Consider the following 16,368-nt stretch of genomic DNA (forward strand, 5'->3'; position numbering starts at 1 on the left):
GGATAGCGTGACTTCATGCCGATTAGCCGCCGGGCCCTGCTCGCGGCCGCCGTGCTGGCGGCCGGGTGCTCGGGCGGCGGCGCGCGGCCGGTCGAGCTTCGGCTGGCGACAGGTCAGGTCGGCGGGCCGTACGAAGGGCTCGGCGACCGGCTCGCCGCGGAGCTGCGGCGCGAGGGGATGGGCGTGCGGGTGCTGCGGACCGCCGCCAGCGTGGAGAACCTCGCCATGATGGCCGACGGGCGGGCCGACGTCGGATTCTCGCTGGCCGACAGCGCCGACGACGCCGTACGCGTACGCAGGCGACCGGTGTCCGCGCTGGCCAGGATGTACCTGAACTACGTCCACCTCGTCGTGCGCCAGGACTCCGGGGTCACCGAGATCGGGCGGCTGGCGGGGCGGGCGGTGGCCATCGGCCAGCACGGGTCCGGGACCTCGGTGACGGCCCTGCGCGTGCTGGCCGCCGCCCGGCTGGATCCGGCGCCACAGGTTGTCCGGCTCGACCTGGACGGCTCCGTCAAGGCGTTGCGGAGCGGCGGGGTCGAGGCGTTCTTCTGGTCGGGCGGCGTGCCCACACCCGCCCTGGCCGCGCTCGGCGACATCCGGCTCGTCCCGCTGGATTCGCTGGTGCCGGTGCTGCGGCGGGAGTTCGGGCCGCTGTACGAGGACGCGTCCGTGCCCGCGGGCGCGTACGGGGCCGCGGCGCCCGTCCCGACCGTGGGCACCCCCAGCTATTTGATGTGCCGGACCACGCTCCCCGAGGACGTGGCCCACACCATCACCGAGACGCTCTTCCGCGCCCGCGACCGCCTCCAGGCGCCGACGGCCCCGGGCGGCCGCCTCGACGAGCGCTACGCCATCGGCACCGGCGTCGTGCCGCTGCACCCGGGCGCGATCCGCTACTACCGGTCCGTCTACGGCTGAGCTCGCCCGGGCGGCGCCTCAGGGACGGGGGAGCCGCAGCTCCACCATCAGCCCGTGTGGTTCGGCGGGAAGGAGCCGCAGCGTGGCCCCGCACGTCCTGGCCAGCTCGGCGGCGATGGCCAGACCCAGGCCGCTGCCCGGCACGTTGGCGTGCGTCCCCGACCGCCAGAAGCGGCCCAGTGCCTCCGCGCGCTCCTCATCGCTCAGCCCCGGGCCGTCGTCGGCCACCCGCAGCACGCTGTCGGCCAGGGTGACCGTCACCGTGCCGCCCTCGGGCACGAACTTCTGGGCGTTGTCGAGGGCGATGTCCGCGATCCTGGCCACCGCCTCCGGCACTTCCGAAATTTCAGGAATGTCCGTCACCAGGTTCACCCTCTTCGCCCCATACACCTCCCGCCACGCCGCCAGCCGCGGCCCCAGCCCCACCGCCTTGCCCGCGACCTCGGCCCCCGCCTCCACTTTGGCCAGGGTCAGCAGATCCTCGACCAGCAGTGCGAGCCGATCCAGCTCCGCCATCGCCTCGGCGTACTCGGACGTGCCCTCGCCACGCAGATGGGGCTCCAGATTCTCCAGTCGCAGCCCGAGCACGGTGAGCGGGGTGCGCAGCTCGTGCGAGGCGTCCGCCACGAACGCCCGCTGCCGCTCCATCGCGCCGGCGACCGCGTCGGCCATGGCGTTGAAGCGCTCTTCCAGCCGCCGCAGCTCCGACGGTCCGGCCCCGGGATGAGCCCGCGCGTCCAGGCGGCCCTGTGCGATGGCTTGTGTGGTGCGGTCCAGTTCGGTGACCGGGCGGAGGATCCAGCGGGCCAGCCGCCTGGCCGCCAGGGCCGAATAGGCCAGCGCCACCAGAGCGCCGACCGCCAGCGCGCCCCACACCAGCGACACGTCCAGCCGCGCCTGGCCCGTGGGCGCCTGCAGCAGCACGACGCCCGACAGCTGCGCGTCCCGTCCGGCCGGCTCGGCCAGCAGCACGGTCGCCGGGCCGAACGGGGTGATCATGGGCAGGTCCTCGGTGGTGCGGCCGGACAACGCCAGGCGGGTCGCGTCCCGGTCGTCGGCGTCGAAGCGGCCAGCGGTGGCCCGGACGGAGCCGTCGCGGTCGCGTACGCGGACGGCGGCGCCGTACAGGCCGGCGTAGCGGGCGATCTCGGCGGTCAGCCCGGCGTAGTCGGCCTCCCCCGCCGCCCGGTCGGCGAGCTCCGCGAAGCGGGTGGCGTCGGCGCGGCGGTCGAGGAGCAGCCGGTTCGTCCGGTGCGAGGCGTAGGCCAGCCCCAGCGGCACGGCCAGCGCCGCGATCAGGAACACGATCAGCGTGGTGAACGTGACCACCAGCCGCGAGTTCACGCCGTCGAGCCCAGCCGGTAGCCGGTGCCGCGCAAGGTCTCCACCAGCCCGGGGCGGCCCGTCTTCGAGCGCAGCCCCGCCACGTGCACGTCCAGCGACCGCGACGCCGACAGCAGCGGATCGCCCCAGACCTCGTCGAGGATCTCCTCCCTGCTGCGCACCACGCCCGGCTCCCTGGCCAGCAGCGCCAGCACGTCGAACTCGCGCCGGGTCAGCGTCACCGGCTCCCCGGCCACCGTCACCTGCCTGGACCCCAGATCGATGCGCACGTCGCCGACGCTCACCACGTCGTCGCGCGGCGGCCGCGGCCTGGTGCCGCGCCGCACCACCGCCTCCATGCGCGCCATCAGCTCCGTCGTACGGAACGGCTTGACGAGGTAGTCGTCGGCTCCCGACCGCAGGCCGCGCAGCACCTCGCGCTCCTCGGTGCGGGCCGTCACCACGATCAGCGGCACCGCCGACACTCGGCGAATGCGCCGCAGCACGTCGAGCCCGTCCAGGTCGGGAAGGCCCAGGTCGAGCAGGACGAAGTCGACGCCCCCCGCCAGGCGGAGGGCGTCGACGGCCAGCCCCGCCCGGGCGACCTGGTGGCCGTGCCGGGCGAGGGCCGTGGTGAGCGCGGAGGCGAGCCGATCGTCGTCCTCGACCAGCAGAACTCGCATGGGGCCAGGTTAGACGCGGGCGGGGACGGTCTCCGCCGCCCCCTGCTCGGCACGCGACAGAGCCGCGTCCCGCGTCTCGCGCATGGTCAGGTACACGACGAGCGAGACCGCCGCGCAGCCCGAGACGTACCAGTAGAAGCCGGACTCGACGCCGGCGTTCTTGAACCACAGCGCCACGTACTCGGCGGTGCCGCCGAACAGCGCGTTCGCGATCGCGTACGGGAGCGCAACTCCGAGGGCGCGCACGTTCGTCGGGAACAGCTCGGCCTTCACCACGGCGTTGATCGAGGTGTACCCGGTGATGATCAGCAGGCCCGTGAGGGAGAGCACGAACGCCCCGCCGAACCCGCTCACCCCGGCGAGCGCCGTCATCAGCGGCACCGTGCCCAGCATCGACCCGATCCCGAACGTGATCAGCAGCGGCCTGCGCCCGATCCGGTCCGACAGCGCCCCCGCCGCCGGCTGCAGGCACATGAAGACGAACAGCGCGCAGAAGCTCACCAGCGTGGCCGTCTCCTTCGGCAGGCCCGCGGTGTTCGACAGGTATTTGGTGAGGTAGGTCGTGTAGGTGTAGTACGCGACCGTGCCGCCCATGGTCAGGGCGATGACCAGCAGCGCCTCCTTGCGGTGGGCGAGCAGCTCCCTGAGCGTGCCCCGGCTCTCCGTCCTGACCTCGCGCTCCTCCTCGTCGTACGCCTCGGTCTCCAGGAGGTTGCGGCGCAGGTAGAACACCACGGCGGCGCCCAGCGCGCCGACCACGAACGGGATCCGCCAGCCGTAGGAGTCGAGCGCGTCCTTGGACATCGTGTTCTGCAGGACGATCTGCAGCCCGAGGCCGACGAGCTGGCCGGCCGTCATGGAGACGTACTGGAAGCTCGAGGCGAGGCCGCGGCGGCCTCGGGGTGTGGCCTCGGTGAGGTACGTGGCGCTGGCGGCGTACTCACCACCGACGGACACTCCCTGCAGCAGCCGCGCCACCACCAGCACCAGCGCGCCGAAGTAGCCGACCGTCTCGTACGTGGGCGCGATCGCGATCAGCAGGGCGCTGGCGGACATCAGCGTGACGGTGAGCGTGAGCGCCGCCTTGCGGCCCTTCCTGTCGGCGTACCGGCCGAGCAGCCAGCCGCCGAGCGGGCGCATGAAGAACCCGACGGCGAAGATGGCGGCCGTGTTGAGCAGCTTCGCGGTGTCGTCCCCCTCGGGGAAGAAGGACGCGGCGAAGTAGACGGCGAAACTGCTGTAAACAAACCAGTCATACCATTCGACCAAATTGCCGACAGAGCCGCCGAGCACGGCTTTCCACGGCACGCGTGCCTTGCTCACTTGGAACCTCCTGGGGGGAGTAGGTGCAGGCCAGAGCCTTACCCCAGAGGGTTGTCCGGACAAGGGAGGCGGGGCGAGATCTAACGTCCGCTTAACATGGGGGCTTTACGGACGTAACCTCACCGCAACGGCGGGTTGGCCAATTTGGCCCTTTCGAGCGCCAGCTCGGGCCACCACTGGCCGGCCTCCGGGGCCACGACGCCGCGCTCCGGATCCTTGTCGCCGGTCGTGCCGCGCCGGCACCGGCCGCTGGATGCCCCGGCCCTGCTGATCCACAGGTACGCGTCCACCAGCTCCTCGCCCGTGTCCGTGGTCGGCCGCGCACCGGCGCCCCTGCCGGGCGGGTTGCACCATGTCTGCGGGTCCTTGTACTTCTTCCTCGGGACCCACGGACCTCGGCCGTTCCTGGCGGTGTCGACGATGAAGTGCGGCATCTTCGCCGGGTCCACCGTGGCGTCCGATGGGCAGCCCTTCTTGCCCGTGACGAGCTGGATGCCGATGCAGGCCGACAGCCTCTTGCCGTACTCGACGGCCTTCTCCGTGTAGGCGTGGCCGGCCGTGTTGGTGAAGAACCCGTCCGCCTTGTCGATTCCGGCGGCGATGAGGCGCTCGGACATCGCCTCTGCGCCCGGGTAGAAGTCCAGGCTTCCGTCGAGGTAGACGGCCGTGTTGGGGCCGGCCTTGAGGGTCAGCAGGGCCTGACGCAGGTCCTTGTAGCGCTGGTCGGGGGAGCCCGGCAGGGTGCAGTTCTCGGTGCCGGGCATTTTGACCAGGCCGCCCGGCTCCAGGAGGACCACCGCCTTGGCGTCGCCGATCTGTCCGGCTATGCCGTTGATCCACTTGTGGTACGCGTCCATCTCCGCCGCCGTGTGCGACTGGCAGTCGCTGCCCGGCATGGAGTTGATCAGGAACACGGGGACGCCGCCGGCCTGCTCGGCGCCCGTGATCGTGTTCTCCACCTCGGCCCTGACCTCGGGCTCGTTCAGGCGGATCGCATAGGGGACGGCGGCCAGCTTGCGCATGAGCTCGGCGTCCTCGGGGCGGTCCGCGGCCCAGGCGTCGGCCTGGCGGCTCGCGTTCGGCTCTTCGGGGGCGTAGAAGCGGATGTCCTCCTGGGCTGTCAGGGGGTTCTGCGCGGCGGTCGGGCGTTCGGCCGTGCCTGTCTTGGAGGTCTTGCCGTCCCCGGTGCCGGCCTGGGCCGTGCCGTCGCCGTTCGCGGCGGGGTCGGCCGGGGTGCCTTGACCGCGCCAGGCGAGCGCCACCGACACGCCTGCGACGGCCACGATCACGGCGGCCGCCGCAGCCAGGAGCCTCCTCCGCCGCCCGTCCATGGGGCCTCCACCCCCGGCCCCCGTCCCGCCGGTCCCTGCCACCCCGGCCGACTCGACTCCGACGTGCGGTGTTCCTACGTGTGGTGCTTCGGCGCGTGGGGCTCCAGGGTGCGGGGTCTCGATGCCGGCGTCCGGGGCTTCCCCACGCGCGACTCCGCTGTGGGCCGCTCCGCTGTGCGGTGCTCCGGTGGACTGTGATCCGGTGCCCGGCGCGGTGCCGATCGCGGGCTCGCTCCTCGGCCACGTAGCGCCCTCCTGCGGGAACGCCGCGTCCGCTGCCCCGTCCGACGCCGCGTCCGCAGCTCGGTCGGCCGGTGAACCGCCGGGCGCCGGGCCTCCGCCGGGTGGAGCGCCGGCTGCCGTGCCCGCACCTTGTAAAACGCCGCCTGCCGTGCCTGCGCCCGGCGCAGCGCCGCCCGCCGGGACCCGCCCCGGCACACCTGAGGCCGAGGTGCTGAGGTGGTCCATCAGGTCCTGGGCCGTGGGACGCTCGGCCGGGCTCTTGGCCAGGGCCGCCGCCACCAGCTCCCGCAGCGGACCGGAGAGCCCCCGCAGGTCGGGCGGCTCGTTGACGATGCGGAGCAGGATCGTGGGGACCGAGCCGGAGGAGCCGAACGGCGGCCGGCCGCACGCGGCGAAGGCCACCGTGCCACCCCACGAGAAGATGTCCGAGGCCGGCCCGATGGCCTCGCCGGCCACCTGCTCGGGCGACATGTACGCGGGCGTCCCGAGGACCGCGCTGCTCATCTCCGCGTCGGCGAGCTGCGCGATCCCGAAGTCGATGACCTTGGGCCCCACCTGGGAGAGCAACACGTTCGACGGCTTGAGATCGCGATGCACCACCCCCGCCCCGTGGATGGCCCGCAGTGCCATGGCCATGGACGCGGCCAGCCCGTCCAGCGCCGAGCCCTTCAGCGGCCCCGACTCGCGTACCGCGTCGTCCAGACTCGGCCCCTGGACGTATTCGGTGACGAGATAGGCCACGTCACCCTCGACGTCGGCGTCCAGGACGGGAGCGGTGCAGAATCTGGCGACCCGTTTGGCCGCCGCCACCTCCCGGGCGAAGCGCCGCCGGAACTCTGGGTCCGAGCCCATCCTGGCGTGGATGACCTTGACGGCCACCTGCGCGCCGTCAGGCCCCTGTCCCAGGTAGACGACCCCCATGCCGCCGTCGCCGAGCCGACCTGACAGGGCGTACGGCCCTACCTGCCGTGGATCCCCGTCTCGCAACGCCTCCAAGGTCATAGATCACCAGAGTATCGCCCGCCCCCTACAGCGGCAGCTGCCACTCGTACCACTCGTCGAGGAGCTCGAACCCCAGTGCCTCGTTGATCGCGAGCATGTGGGCGTTGGAGGTGGCGTTCCAGGTGATGATCCGCTCCAGGTGGGGCTCCCGTTCGCGCAGCCGCAGCAGGTTGGCGAGCTTGACCAGCAGGCCCAGGCGGTGGCCCCGGTGCTCGCGCAGCACCATCGTGTCCACCTGGATGCCCCAGCCGTCGGAACGGTCGGCGTTGAGGTTGATGCGCGTGAACGCGGCGGGGGCGCCGTCGGCGTCGCGGCGGGCGATGGTGGTGTAGCAGGTCTCGCCACCCGAAAGGATGCTCTCCTCGTTGGAGCGTACGCGTTCGAGGCTGAAGTTCTGCTCCTCGACGTCGGCGCTGCGCGGGGCGTCGTTCATGCCGTTCATCAGAGCGGCGAGGTCGGGCAGCAGTTCGGGGCGGGCCGGGCCGGTCCACTGCTCCAGGGAGTAGCCGTCCACCTGGGGGACCATGCGCTCCAGCGCGGGCCAGTCGGCCTTGCGCAGATCGAGGGTGCGGCGGGTCTCCACGATGCCGACGGTCATGCCGCGCGCCCGCGCGAAGCGGGCGCCGACGCCGGTGACGGGGGTCTCGGCGAGCAGCAGCCGCCTGCCGTGTGCCCGCATCCGCCCCACGGCGTGCTCGAACAGCGCCGTGCCCAGCCCTCGGCCGCGCCGCGCGGGCCGGACCACGAGCGGGAACAGCGAGCCCATGTGGGTGTTGTCCAGCTGGGGCAGCGACAGCCCGTAGCCGCCCACGACCTCGCCGTCCTCCGCCGGCTCCACCCACAGCTCGTGCCGCCAGCCGGGCCGGTCGATGGCGACCATGCGGCGGAAGAGGGGGAGGGAGAACAGGGGGCCGGGGTAGTGGGAATGGGCTTCCACGTACGCGTCGTGCAGGCCCGCGATCAGCTCGCCCGGCCGTTCGAGGTCGATGGGCTGGAACGTCATACGGCCAGCAAAGCGCACGCGAAACGGCCGGGGCGAGCGAATTTATTGGCGGTAGTTCTCCACCTCGCCGGCCGGGCGGACGACGGCACCGTCGGGGTCCTCGCCCGCGCTGCGCCTGGCGCGGCGCTGCCTGAGCAGGTCCCAGCACTGGTCGAGGGCCGTTTCCAGTTGCTTGATGCGCGCGTGCTCCTCGTCCGTCGTCACCTCGCCGGCCGTCAGCTTGTCGCGCAACTGGTGCTCCTCGTCGACCAGAGCGCTGATCCTGGTGAGTATCTCGTCGTCCCGCATGCCCAAGACTCTAGTGACACCGTGATAGAACACGCCCTATGTCTGGTATCGCGCTCGTAAGGAAGCCCGGCCCGCGGATCTCCGAGGGCATCGTCACCCACATCGAGCGCGAGCCGGTGGACTACGAGCGGGCGCGCGTCCAGCACGACGCCTACGTGGCCGCGCTGGCGGCCGCGGGGTGGCGGCCCGCGTACGCCGAGCCCGCCGACGACCTGCCCGACGCGCCGTTCGTGGAGGACGCGGTGGTGGTGTCGGGTCGGCTGGCGGTGCTGACCAGGCCGGGCGCGCCCGAGCGGCGGCCCGAGGTGGAGTCCGTGGCGCAGGCCGTACGGGACCTGGGGTTGACGGTGGTCAGGATCGCGCCGCCCGGCACACTCGACGGCGGCGACGTGCTGCAGGTCGGCGCCACCGTGTACGTCGGCCGCTCGGCCCGCACCGACGACGACGGCATCGCCCAGCTCGCGGCCCTGCTGCCGGAACGCCGCGTCGTACCCGTCGACATGACCGGCGTGCTGCACCTGAAGTCGGCGGTGACGGCCCTCCCTGACGGAACGCTCATCGGCGACCCCCGCCACGTGGAGCTGCCCGGCCTGCTGGTGCCGCCGGAGGAGGCGGGCTCGCACGTGGTCCCGCTCGGCGGCGACCGGGTCCTGATGGCCGCCTCGGCGCCCGAGACCGCCGCGATGCTCGAGAAGCGAGGGCTCGATGTGACGAAGGTCGATATTTCAGAATTTGAGAAGCTCGAAGGCTGCGTGACCTGCCTCAGCGTCCTGATCGAGGAGTGATCCGGGCCTCAAGGTGTTCTCAAGATGTGAGATCCGGGACGGCGCATCCCGAGACCTCTGGTAGCGTGCTTGGCATGCTGCGCGGGCTGCTTCTTAGCTGCCGCGGCGGGGGCCTGTAGGCCGGCTCCCTCGCCGCGGAGCCAGTCGTGCGCGTCGGCCGCTTCCCTTTCGAACGCCCGACGAGGAGCATCTGACATGACCGCTCAGCAGCCCAGCCCCATGCCGATCCATCGCTACCAGCCGTTCGAACCCATCCGGCTGACCGATCGCACCTGGCCCGACAAGGTCATCACCAAGGCGCCCCGCTGGTGCGCGGTCGACCTGCGTGACGGCAACCAGGCCCTGATCGACCCGATGGACTCCCACCGCAAGCTCAAGATGTTCGAGCTGCTGGTACGCATGGGCTACAAGGAGATCGAGGTAGGCTTCCCCGCCGCCTCGCAGACCGACTTCGACTTCATCCGGCAGATCATCGAAGAGGACCGCATCCCGGACGACGTCGTCATCCAGGTGCTGACCCAGGCCAGGCCGGAGCTGATCGAGCGCACCTTCGAGTCGATCGAGGGCGCCAAGCAGGCCATCGTCCACCTCTACAACTCGACCTCCACCCTGCAGCGCCGCGTCGTCTTCGGCCAAGACAAAGACGGCATCACCGCCATCGCGGTCGAGGGCGCCAAGCTGGTCAAGAAGCTCGCCGACGCCACAGACGTGGACGTCTACTTCCAGTACTCGCCGGAGTCGTTCACCGGCACCGAGCTGGAATACGCCGTCGAGGTGTGCGACGCCGTCAACGACGTGTGGCAGCCCACCCCCGACCGCAAGGTCATCATCAACCTGCCCGCCACGGTCGAGATGGCCACCCCCAACGTCTACGCCGACCAGATCGAGTGGATGCACCGCCACCTCAAGCACCGCGACTCGATCGTGCTGTCCCTGCACCCCCACAACGACCGCGGCACCGCCGTGGCCGCCGCCGAGCTGGGCTACATGGCCGGCGCCGACCGCATCGAGGGCTGCCTGTTCGGCAACGGCGAGCGCACCGGCAACGTCTGCCTGGTCACGCTGGGCATGAACCTGTTCTCCCAGGGCATCGACCCCGAGATCGACTTCAGCGACATCGACGAGATCCGCCGCGTCACCGAATACTGCAACCAGCTGCCCGTCCACCCGCGCCACCCGTGGGGCGGCGAGCTGGTCTACACCGCCTTCTCCGGCTCCCACCAGGACGCCATCAAGAAGGGCTTCGAGCACCTGGAGCGCGACGCCGCCGCGGCGGGCGTCCCGGTGGACGAGTTCACCTGGGCGGTCCCTTACCTGCCGATCGACCCGAAGGACATCGGGCGCACGTACGAGGCGGTCATCCGGGTCAACAGCCAGTCGGGCAAGGGCGGGGTCGCCTACATCATGAAGGCCGACCACCAGCTCGACCTGCCGCGCCGGCTGCAGATCGAGTTCTCCAAGGTCGTGCAGGCCCGCACCGACAGCGAGGGCGGCGAGATCAGCCCGGCCGCGATGTTCGAAATCTTCCGGGACGAATACCTCCCCAACCCGGCCAACCGCTGGGGCCGCCTCAGCCTGATGGCGCACCGCCACGAGTCGACGGTGGACGAGAAAGACCGCATCAGCGCCGACATCCGCCTCGACGGCGAGATCCGCGAGATCGAGGGCTCGGGCAACGGCCCGATCTCGGCCTTCATCGACGCCATCGCCGGGGTCGGCATCCAGGTGCGGGTGCTCGACTACGTGGAGCACGCGATGAGCGCCGGCAGTGACGCCAAGGCGGCCTCGTACCTGGAGTGTGAGGTCGACGGGCGGGTGCTGTGGGGCGTCGGCGTCGACGCCAACACCACCACGGCCTCCCTCAAGGCCATCATCTCCGCAGTGAACCGCGCATCCCGCTGACCCCGTAAATCCTTCAGGGCTCGGACCTCGCAATGACCTGCGGGGCCGGCGCCCGGCACGCGCCCACAAGGCCACGCCGCCATCAACTCGACCGCGCTCTCGTGACAGACGGGAGGCGCGGTCGAGTTGTTTTATGTGCCGGGAGTGCAGTTGTACAGCTTGCCGTAGCGTTTTTGGGCGATGCGCATGAGCTCGATCATGTCCTTGATCGCATCCCTGCCCTTGGCGACTTGGGGCAGGGAGACGTCGATCAGTCGTGCTTTACCGCCGCAGTGGAACTTCGCACTTACTTGGTACGGCTGGTCGGTGAGCGGTGGATTAGGTAGATACGCGGCCATGCCGTCGCCGAGGTCGGCAGGAAGCACGACTCCGCCGTGTTTGGTATAGACCGCGCGCCGGTCCCCGATGAGGAAATTCAGATGCTCGCGAGACATCCCGGGCCCCTCCTGCATCCACCACACCTCTAGACGTTGGGGGATTGTGTCGGGAGCCCGGCAATCGCCGTTGTTCTCATTGCCGGCCGTTTTCTCCATGAGAGGTCCGGTCACACCACTGACAAGGCGAAATGCCTGCTCAGGGATGAGCTTGCAGACGTACGGGGCGGAATCCACGACCGGTTGAGAGGCTGGGACTGGTGAGGAGACGACGTCAGTTTCCGGGGTGCAGGCTGTGACGAGCACGAGAGCAGTCAGCGCGGCCGGCAGACGAGCACGTCTCATTTGCCATCTCCGGAGGAGGCGGGGATCTTAAGACCGAGATGGTCGTTCACATCACTTACCGTGCGGAAGGTGTTCCTGAATTCATTGAGCACCTCGTTACTTCCTCCGGCAGTGCGCGCCCACTTGAGGAACCTGCTGTATTCCTGCGGACTCATCTCGGCGAAGGGCTTGAGTCTGGGCGCAGTTCCAGTTGCGAATGGCTGATTTCTCAGGTCGAGTGAGTCGAGCATGCCCTTGTTCAGCAAGGCTGTGGCGAGCATTTGCTCCCCCAGCCTCTCCACTGCCAGACGATTGTTCGCCAGCGTCGAGTGCGTCTCGTCCATGGTCCGCCCGTGCTTGAACATCCGCTGGGAGACCAGCTTGGCAATCTCGTCATAGGCGGCTTTGGCAAACTTGTCATACCCGTTGCCGAGCAACTCGCCGAACGCGCCTTTGGCCAATTCGCCCACCTGCTTGGCTCCGGGCACCGGGAGCAACCCCAGCGCGTTGCCCACCATGCTCTTCAGAGCCTCGTCCGCCTTCTTGGCGTCCAGACCCTGCGCGATCAGCACCTGACGGCGGATCTCCACGATGAAGCCGAAGGGTCGTGCTTCCACCCCTGCCCGATCGACCAGGAACTGCTGGACGTCATCCTTGTCGACCTGTCCATTCCCGTTTAAGTCGTACTGCTTGACGTCTGCCTTCGAGAATCCGAGCCGCTCGGCGTTGGAGGCGTTGAGACCGACAGGAGGCGCGGTGTCGAGTGCCGCTCTCATGCGTTCCATCTGCGCTCTTACTAGCTCCTCGAATGCGGCGTCGTCGGCGGTGGCCAGCACCAGCGCGTAGGCCATGTCCTTGGTCTCCACCTTGTGGAAGGTCGCACCGTTCAGTAGGAGGTCGGAGAGTTCATGGATGTTGGCCGCGATCGCTCTGCTCAAGGGATAGCCCAAGGGGGCGTAGCGATCGAATAGATATCTGTTCCTGATCTCCAGCTTTTCCGTGTCTTGCCCGAAGGCGCCGCTAACCTGCTGGGAAAGCGTTTTGATCATCTCGGCGGCCAGCTTCTTGGAGGTAGCGTCCTGACCGGTCGTCGCGATCGTCAGCATGTCTCTGATCGGCTTGTAGTCGTTCAGATAGCGGGAAGCGCCCCATCGGGTCGTCAGCAGGTAGTCCAGCACGGATTCCTTCCACCCCACCGGAGTGTGGTCGAGCAGCGCGTGGGACGCCTCCCGACTGAACTTCGCGGCATGGAACAGGTCCTCCACCACCGACGATTGGCTCTTCACGTCTGGACCGCCCATATGCGTACCAGGTCTCAGCAGGGTGCCAAGGCCGAGCGCGCCGGCCAGGTCAACGATGGGAAGCTGCTTACCCTTGACGAAACGGCCCAGCGGATCCTTGGCCGCCGCCCATTGGTCCTTGCGTTGCTCGTGCTCATAGACGATCACGTCACGACCGACGACCTCCATGAACTCTTTCGAGTACGGCGGCTTCCCGTCATGGGAACGCCAGATGAGCGCCTGGGCCTGATAACCCGAATACTTCGTGCCATCTGCCTTGTGCTCGGCCCGCCCCTCCTTCACCAGGTCTTTGAGGAAGTCGGTGCCCATGTAAGCGGAATTCTTCGGATCCGTCCCTTTGGCCAGAGCCGTGCTCAGCATGCCAAGGACCTTCTTGCCCTGGCTGGAAAGCTGGGTCACGCCCTCGGCATCCTGACGCCTTTTGGCATCGCGCAACTGCATGGCGATCGCCCCAGGCACCCGCGTCACGCCGCGCGCCCCCAATGTGCCGAGGAATGACTTGACGAACTCTGGGTCCCCGGTCCGCGACGTGTACTTCTCCAGTTCGGCCAGCGCTTTGCGGTCCCCGTCCGCGGCCTTCAGCGCGGCGCGACCCGCCAGCGTCCCGTCCAGCAGCCCTTGGGCCGCGTCCAGGCTGTCAGGCATCTCCAGGAAGCTCCCCTTAGGAGTGCTCCTCCCGAAGGTGACTTTCTGCCGCTGCAGCTCGTGGACCAGTTTCTGCCTCCGCCGCAGGTCCTCGGCCTGTGCGGTGACGCGTCCGGCCAACTGCCGCAGCCGCGCCGCCGGCGCGGTGTCGAGCCCGGCGCTCTGCAACTCCCCGTGCAGCGCCTGTGCCAGCTCCTCCAGCTGGCTGGCGGTCTGTGTGTGCTTGCTCGTCATCGTGTCGAATTCGGGCTGCTTGACCCCACTGAACTCGCTCATGGCTTATCCGGAGTCGAGGCCAGCTTCTGCTTCGCGCTGTCTACGGCCTGGGCAAGCATGGCCCGCAGCTCCCGCTGGTCGGCGCGAACCTGGGTGTCGAACCGGGCGCCCGTCGGCCCCACCCAAGCGTCGTTCTCCATGAAACGGCAGGAGGGATCGAGCGCCCACCAGTGGTCGTCCGACAGCCGCTGAATCCGCTGGGCAACGGCCCGCATCGCCTCACGATCGAGGTCAGCCACGACGATCCTCCTCGTACGGCTCGCTGCACCAGAACAGATCAGGAGGCGGCATCTCCCAGGTCTTTCACACGGTAATCAACATCATGTCAACAGAACAAGCTTAAACGCAGTGAAAGGTATGGCGGGTCTGAGTTTTGTTCGAGAATGAGTGTTTTGCCTGATTGGATCGCAGGCTTCGGTTCTCTCAAAAGAGGGAGGGTGCGCGGAGTCACCGCGTCGGCCTGGTCGAGACAAGATCTTCCGTCGGTCTCGCCAGGCATAAATCGACTGCGGCCTATGGATTTCTACTTTCAATGAAAATGAAAACCTGAGGACGTGCGTTGAACATCAATTGAAACTGTTGGAGTGGGGTCGACTCAAACGGTCGACGAGCACACCATCGCGGACCGGAAGATCCTTGCTGCTGGAGGCCGGGCGAAGCGGGAAGTGCATCTGCACACCCGACTATGCGTTCGAATATCGCTGGTGTCGGCCCATCGCGGTGTGGAGGTCAAGTGAGCGGCTCTCCGCACCGACGGCGTCACCGATCAGAGGAAGCTGGGGCGTGATCTGCTCGTCTTTTGCCACAGGTATGCTTCGTGACCTGGGCGGCTCGCTGAAGCCGGCGGACCGCTTGATTTTGACGCGACCGTCTACGCAAGGTCCTCGGCTTGCTGAGCCGGCCGTCTGCGATGCGGATAACTACAACTAAGCTTTAGTTTGACGCGCAACTGCTCCATGGAACTACAACCGACTTGTAGTTGCGACAGAGGCTCCCTCATGGCGCATGTGGATTAGTCGAACTCACCATCCTTCACGCCGCTGATGAAGGCCTTCCATTCGCCAGGGGTGAAGATCAGAGCGGGACCTGTGGGGTTCTTACTGTCGCGGACGCCTCGGCGTCCTCCGGACAGCTTGGCGACCTCGACGCAGTTGCCCCCGTTGCTCCCGAGTAGGAAGACTTGATCCATGTGGCTGCCCGTAGTTCTTCGGTCAGCTCGTCCATCCCAGCTTCGTCTCCTTGATCAGATTTATGGATTCGCGCTGGGACAGTGCCTCAGAACGGGTCCCTTCGTACCTGAATGCTAGCCTCGGGCTTTCGCGGTGAATTTCGCCAGGCTTGATCGTTCACATAAGAAAAGTGCCTTTGAACTGGGAGGATGGGGCTTGTCGAGAGTCCTGTCCACACCAGATCAGAAGGCACTTTCCAAGTGAAGACTATCGCTTCGCGCGGCAAGATCACCGCATCCGCTGACGCCACCGGGCTCCTCTCCCACACAGGCGCCCTGCTGCTCCTGCAGACGCTGCGTGTCACCGGCCTGGACAGGGCCCTGTCCGCCGGCCTGCAACGCTGGCGCTCCTCACGCGCGGTCCACGACCCCGGCAAAATCGTGACCGACCTGACCATCAGCCTCGCCCTCGGCGAAGACTGCCTGGCCGACATCGCCCTGCTGCGCGCCCAGCCCGAGCTGTTCGGCCCGGTCGCTTCCGACCCGACCGTCTCCCGACTGATCGACCGGCTCGCCCGCGACGAGGCCAAGGCGCTCAAAGCCCTGCGCGCGGCCCGGGCCAGCGCCCGCGAGCATGCCTGGGACCTGGCCGGAACGATGGCGCCGGGCAGTGACGGCAAGCTGATCCCCCTCGACCTCGACGCCACCATCGTCATCGCCCACTCCGACAAACAGCACGCCGCTCCGACCTGGAAACACACCTTCGGCTTCCACCCGATGACGGTCTTCGCCGACCACGGCCCCGGCGGGTCCGGCGAACCCCTGGCCATCGTGCTGCGGCCGGGCAACGCCGGCTCCAACACCGCCACCGACCACATCGAAGCTACCCGCCTCGCCCTGGCCCAGCTCCCCAAGCACCGCCGACGCCAGGTGCTGATTCGCACCGACTCCGGCGGCGGCACCCACGAGTTCCTGGCCTGGCTCACCAAACCAGGCCGGCGGCTGTCGTACTCGATCGGGTTCACCCTGACCGAGGAGATCCAGCAGGCCGTGCTGCGCCTGCCGAAGACCGCGTGGACGCCCGCCTACGATGCCGACCGTCAGGTGCGGCCCGGCGCCTGGGTGGCCGAGCTGACCGGCCTGCTGGAGTTGTCCGGCTGGCCCAAAGGCATGCGGGTCATCGCCCGCAAGGAGCGTCCGCACCCCGGCGCCCAGTTGCGTTTCCCCGACGTCGACGGGTGCCGCGTCACCTGCTTCGTCACCGACGCCAAGCGCGGCCAACTCGCCGATCTGGAGCTGCGGCACCGCCGCCGGGCCCGCGCCGAAGATCGCATCCGCTGCGCCAAGGACACCGGCCTGGCCAACCTGCCGCTGCACCACTTCGCTCGCAACCAGATCTGGTGCGAGCTCGTCGCGCTGGCCTGCGAACTCCTGGCCTGGATGCAGATGCTGGCGCTGCCCGGCACCGCTGCTCAC

The 16,368-nt window shown here is 68.8% G+C and carries 14 protein-coding genes; 4 read left to right on the forward strand and 10 right to left on the reverse strand.

Annotated features, from left to right (window positions below; all coding sequences use genetic code 11):
- The first annotated feature begins 15 nt into the window (after positions 1-15).
- Positions 16-921 carry a TAXI family TRAP transporter solute-binding subunit gene (locus ID574_RS51920; protein WP_223167968.1) on the forward strand — a complete coding sequence of 302 codons (906 nt, stop codon included), beginning with the start codon at positions 16-18 and terminating at the stop codon, positions 919-921.
- A gap of 18 nt (positions 922-939) precedes the next feature.
- On the opposite strand, the gene ID574_RS51925 is transcribed toward ID574_RS51920, so the two are convergent.
- The 6 genes from ID574_RS51925 to ID574_RS51950 form a co-directional block, all read right to left on the reverse strand.
- Positions 940-2,265: a sensor histidine kinase gene (locus ID574_RS51925; protein WP_188196499.1), complete on the reverse strand. Its 1,326-nt coding sequence runs from the start codon at positions 2,263-2,265 to the stop codon at positions 940-942.
- On the reverse strand, positions 2,262-2,927 hold the full coding sequence (locus tag ID574_RS51930) for a response regulator transcription factor (protein ID WP_188196500.1): 666 nt from the start codon (positions 2,925-2,927) through the stop codon (positions 2,262-2,264). Before ID574_RS51930 ends, ID574_RS51925 begins: the two co-directional genes overlap by 4 nt.
- A 9-nt stretch (positions 2,928-2,936) precedes the next feature.
- Positions 2,937-4,250, reverse strand: a complete 1,314-nt coding sequence (locus ID574_RS51935; protein ID WP_188196501.1) for an MFS transporter — start codon at positions 4,248-4,250, stop codon at positions 2,937-2,939.
- Positions 4,251-4,369: 119 nt separating this feature from the next.
- On the reverse strand, positions 4,370-6,826 hold the full coding sequence (locus tag ID574_RS51940; protein WP_188196502.1) for a glycoside hydrolase family 6 protein: 2,457 nt from the start codon (positions 6,824-6,826) through the stop codon (positions 4,370-4,372).
- Between the two features lie 25 nt (positions 6,827-6,851).
- On the reverse strand, positions 6,852-7,829 hold the full coding sequence (locus ID574_RS51945) for a GNAT family N-acetyltransferase (RefSeq protein ID WP_188196503.1): 978 nt from the start codon (positions 7,827-7,829) through the stop codon (positions 6,852-6,854).
- Positions 7,830-7,871: 42 nt separating this feature from the next.
- A complete protein-coding gene (locus ID574_RS51950) occupies positions 7,872-8,117 on the reverse strand; it encodes a DUF2630 family protein (protein ID WP_188196504.1) in 246 nt (81 codons plus the stop codon).
- 38 nt (positions 8,118-8,155) lie between these two features.
- Here ID574_RS51950 and ddaH point away from each other — a divergent pair, with 38 nt between their 5' ends.
- Complete coding sequence (gene ddaH / locus ID574_RS51955) at positions 8,156-8,902, forward strand: dimethylargininase (RefSeq protein WP_188196505.1); 747 nt, start codon at positions 8,156-8,158, stop codon at positions 8,900-8,902.
- Positions 8,903-9,097: 195 nt separating this feature from the next.
- Positions 9,098-10,804, forward strand: a complete 1,707-nt coding sequence (gene leuA / locus ID574_RS51960; RefSeq protein WP_188196506.1) for a 2-isopropylmalate synthase — start codon at positions 9,098-9,100, stop codon at positions 10,802-10,804.
- A 131-nt stretch (positions 10,805-10,935) separates the two neighbouring features.
- Here the strand turns inward: leuA and ID574_RS51965 are convergent, their stop codons facing one another.
- From ID574_RS51965 to ID574_RS51980, 4 genes are all read right to left on the reverse strand, one after another.
- Positions 10,936-11,415 carry a hypothetical protein gene (locus tag ID574_RS51965; protein WP_188196507.1) on the reverse strand — a complete coding sequence of 160 codons (480 nt, stop codon included), beginning with the start codon at positions 11,413-11,415 and terminating at the stop codon, positions 10,936-10,938.
- Between the two features lie 104 nt (positions 11,416-11,519).
- Positions 11,520-13,724, reverse strand: coding sequence for a hypothetical protein (locus ID574_RS51970; protein ID WP_188196508.1), 2,205 nt, complete (start codon positions 13,722-13,724; stop codon positions 11,520-11,522).
- Positions 13,721-13,963 carry a hypothetical protein gene (locus tag ID574_RS51975; protein WP_188196509.1) on the reverse strand — a complete coding sequence of 81 codons (243 nt, stop codon included), beginning with the start codon at positions 13,961-13,963 and terminating at the stop codon, positions 13,721-13,723. The genes ID574_RS51970 and ID574_RS51975 overlap by 4 nt, the downstream gene beginning before the upstream one ends.
- Before the next feature lie 773 nt (positions 13,964-14,736).
- Positions 14,737-14,913 carry a DUF397 domain-containing protein gene (locus ID574_RS51980; RefSeq protein WP_442939439.1) on the reverse strand — a complete coding sequence of 59 codons (177 nt, stop codon included), beginning with the start codon at positions 14,911-14,913 and terminating at the stop codon, positions 14,737-14,739.
- A gap of 240 nt (positions 14,914-15,153) precedes the next feature.
- On the opposite strand from ID574_RS51980, the gene ID574_RS51985 reads away from it, so the two are divergent.
- Positions 15,154-16,368: IS1380 family transposase (locus ID574_RS51985; RefSeq protein WP_188196510.1), on the forward strand; the 1,215-nt coding region annotated here is incomplete at its 3' end.

It is taken from the genome of Nonomuraea sp. SYSU D8015, assembly GCF_008065375.1.
Classification (GTDB): domain Bacteria; phylum Actinomycetota; class Actinomycetes; order Streptosporangiales; family Streptosporangiaceae; genus Nonomuraea.

Bases quoted from the DNA above. Each gene is read 5' to 3' on its own strand.
- ID574_RS51930 (WP_188196500.1), bottom strand. From the start codon at position 2,927: ATGCGAGTTCTGCTGGTCGAGGACGACGATCGGCTCGCCTCCGCGCTC.
- ID574_RS51940 (WP_188196502.1), bottom strand. From the start codon at position 6,826: ATGACCTTGGAGGCGTTGCGAGACGGGGATCCACGGCAGGTAGGGCCG.
- ID574_RS51980 (WP_442939439.1), bottom strand. From the start codon at position 14,913: ATGGATCAAGTCTTCCTACTCGGGAGCAACGGGGGCAACTGCGTCGAG.
- ID574_RS51920 (WP_223167968.1), top strand. From the start codon at position 16: ATGCCGATTAGCCGCCGGGCCCTGCTCGCGGCCGCCGTGCTGGCGGCC.
- ID574_RS51945 (WP_188196503.1), bottom strand. From the start codon at position 7,829: ATGACGTTCCAGCCCATCGACCTCGAACGGCCGGGCGAGCTGATCGCG.
- ddaH (WP_188196505.1), top strand. From the start codon at position 8,156: ATGTCTGGTATCGCGCTCGTAAGGAAGCCCGGCCCGCGGATCTCCGAG.
- leuA (WP_188196506.1), top strand. From the start codon at position 9,098: ATGACCGCTCAGCAGCCCAGCCCCATGCCGATCCATCGCTACCAGCCG.
- ID574_RS51950 (WP_188196504.1), bottom strand. From the start codon at position 8,117: ATGCGGGACGACGAGATACTCACCAGGATCAGCGCTCTGGTCGACGAG.
- ID574_RS51970 (WP_188196508.1), bottom strand. From the start codon at position 13,724: ATGAGCGAGTTCAGTGGGGTCAAGCAGCCCGAATTCGACACGATGACG.